The sequence below is a fragment of the Roseateles sp. P5_E11 genome, assembly GCF_054049355.1.
In genome coordinates this window covers 1-2,593 of the sequence record NZ_JBFUMO010000705.1, presented here as the reverse complement: position 1 = coordinate 2,593, position 2,593 = coordinate 1, and the positions used below count along the sequence as shown (strand labels likewise).

Sequence of the window (2,593 nt, the reverse complement as noted above, 5' to 3'; positions counted from 1 at the left end):
ACCCCAGCTTCGACTTCGCGCCTTGCTCGCGGGCTTTTGAGTGGCAACGCATCCGATCCCCGTAGTGTTAGCAGGCCCTACAGCTCGGACGGCGCGCTGCGCCCCAGCTTGCGGTACTCGGCGCGCAGGCCGTCAGCAATGTCCGCATAGGCGATGCGCTCACCGCGGGCGCGGGCCTGGGCGGCGGCAGCGAGCACGGCATTGCGCACATGGCCACCGGCGAAGTCACCCAGGGCGGCCAGGCGGTTGAGGTCGGCGGCGCTGCAATCGCTGGCCTCGCCCAGGTGGGCCTGCCAGAGGCTGCGCCGCGCGGTAGCGTCGGGCGCGACGAAATCGATGATGAAGTCCAGCCGGCGCGCGAAGGCCGGGTCGAAGCGGGCGCGGCTGTTGCTCGTCAGCACGACGATGCCGCTGTGGGTCTCGATGCGCTGCAGCAGGTAGTTGGTCTGCGCATTGGCGAAGCGGTCGTTGGCGCTGGCCACCTCGGTGCGCTTGCCGAACAGGGTGTCGGCCTCGTCGAAGAGCAGCACTGCGTCGGCATGCTCGGCGCGGGCCAGCAACTCGGCCAGGTTCTTCTCGGTATCGCCTATCCATTTGCTCAGCATGGCCGCCAGGTCCACGCGGTAGACCGGCAGGCCCAGACGGTGGGCCAGCCACTGGCCGGCCAGCGACTTGCCGGTGCCGGAGCCGCCGGTGAACAGCATACGCACGCCATCGCAGGCGCGCGTGCGTGCCGCCGCGCCCAGGCCGACGTGCAGGGTCTCGCGTTGCATACAGCGCTGCACGATGCGCTCCAACTCGGAGCGCAATTGCGGGCTGGCGACGAGGGCGGCGTCGGGCACGGATTCGCTCAGCGGTTGGGCCAGCGCGTCGAGGGCGCGGCCCGAGGGTGTCATCAGGGCGGCGCGGTGCAGGCTCTCCGTCGTGGCCTGGCCGGCACCGAGCAGGCGAGCCAGGCGGGCGTGGTCGCTGATCTGGGCGTAGCCGGCGCGGTAGCGGCCAGCGGCTTGCGTGGCCAGGGTCTCATCGGCCAGCGCGTCCCGCCAGAGCGCGGTGCGGGTCGCCGCATCGGGCAGCGGCACGCGCCAATCGGCCATGGGGCCATCGCGACGAACGCCGCCGTCCAGGCCGGTGACGACCAGGGCCGGGCCGTCGTACACGGCCAGGGCCGGCAGGGTGGTTACGGTGCCGGGTGAGCCGTCGATCTCGAAAACGGGAACCCGGCCGGTCAGCACCAGCCAGGCCTCGGCACCGGGCGGCAGGGTGTCCGCATTGGCAAACCAAGCCGGCTCGGCGCCGAGGCGGTGCACGAGTTCGGCGGCCAGGCCGCGCGCCTCATGCGGCGCGGCGCTGCGGATGACTAGGCCGGAGCGCGGCATGGCGGCCAGGTCGCGGGCCCAGTCGGACAGCGGCGTGTCCAGGGCGGGCACGGGGGCCGCGGGCCACAGCGCAGGCGTCGGCGCAGCGGGCCAGTCGCAGGCCACGCCGGCCAGCGCGGCGGCGATGGGGGCAGGCACACGCAGTGCGGTCTCGCACAGTGGGCGTGCACAGTTCGGCTCCTCGGCCTGCAGCAGGCCATGGCGCATGGCGCGGCCATAGGCCAGGGCGTGAAGGGTCGTGGCTTCGCTGTGTTGCGGGTCCAAGGCGCTGAAGCTCTCGTGCAGCGGCGCAAAGGCGCGCGCCAGCAGGGCCAGCGTCGGCCGAGGGCTGGGCTGCGGCGCCTGCATCCAGGCGATGACGCGGCAGGCCAGTGGATCATCTTCAACGGCCGCGACCAGGGCGAGCGCCAAGGTTTCGATGGTGCTTAAGCCAAAGGCGTCGCGGGCGCGAGCCAGCGCCGCATCGCTATCGACGCTGGCCAGCGCCTGGGCACGCCAATCGTCCCCGCCGGCGGCAACCAGCGCCTCGCGCAGAAATCGTTCCTCAGGTGCCGCGCTCGGCTCGCTCGGATGAACGAGCAAGGCACCCAGCGCCGCGAGTCCGAAGTCGCGCGGGCGCATCGTCAGCGTCAGTTGGGGCGGCAGGTCGGCGGGGTTCATGAGCGCGTCACGAGGGGTAGTGGAAGTGCACGATGCGGCCCAGCCAGGGCACGAAGCCGGGGTTGATGTCGAAGCCAGCGCGGCGGATGCGCAGATCCAGCGAGGCCGGCGGGAACTCGACGTCGATGCGCTCGGGCGAGACCCAGACCGCGCCGCGGCGTCGTGCAATGCGCAGCAGGGGCAGGTGGGCGTCGTGGACGGCGGCGAGGCGGGCGGTGCGCAGCCAGTGCGGGTCGTCGACGAGGGGCAAGTCGAGCCCGGCGAGTGCGGTGCGCATGACATCGTCGTCCGGAATGTGCAGGTGCCTGCAGGCGGCCCGCATTGCACCGGCCCAGGCGGCCAGCGGATCGTCGGCGTCGTCCAGGCCGTGGCGCAGCAGCATGGGCAGCAGCAGCCACAGGCCGGACCAGGGGCTGGCGAGGCCGTTGCTGAGGAGGGCGTGAGGCTCTGGTTTGGCGATGGCCTGAGCCGCAGGCGCTTCGGTGGCGATGCCCTCTGGGCGTCGGGACGCTGCAGGCGCTGCTTCGTCGGGAAGCGCTGCCAGCGCTTTTGCC

2 protein-coding genes are annotated in these 2,593 nt (G+C 72.3%); both read right to left on the bottom strand.

All coding sequences use genetic code 11. The features are described from left to right. Positions 1 to 77: 77 nt before the first annotated feature. The gene (locus ACXJKR_RS29445) at positions 78 to 2,039 is read right to left on the bottom strand and encodes an ATP-binding protein (RefSeq protein WP_457325865.1); all 1,962 of its coding nucleotides are present in this window, start codon (positions 2,037 to 2,039) and stop codon (positions 78 to 80) included. 7 nt (positions 2,040 to 2,046) lie between these two features. Further along, positions 2,047 to 2,593 (bottom strand): hypothetical protein (locus ACXJKR_RS29440; protein WP_457325864.1); only part of this gene is annotated, 547 nt, incomplete at its 5' end.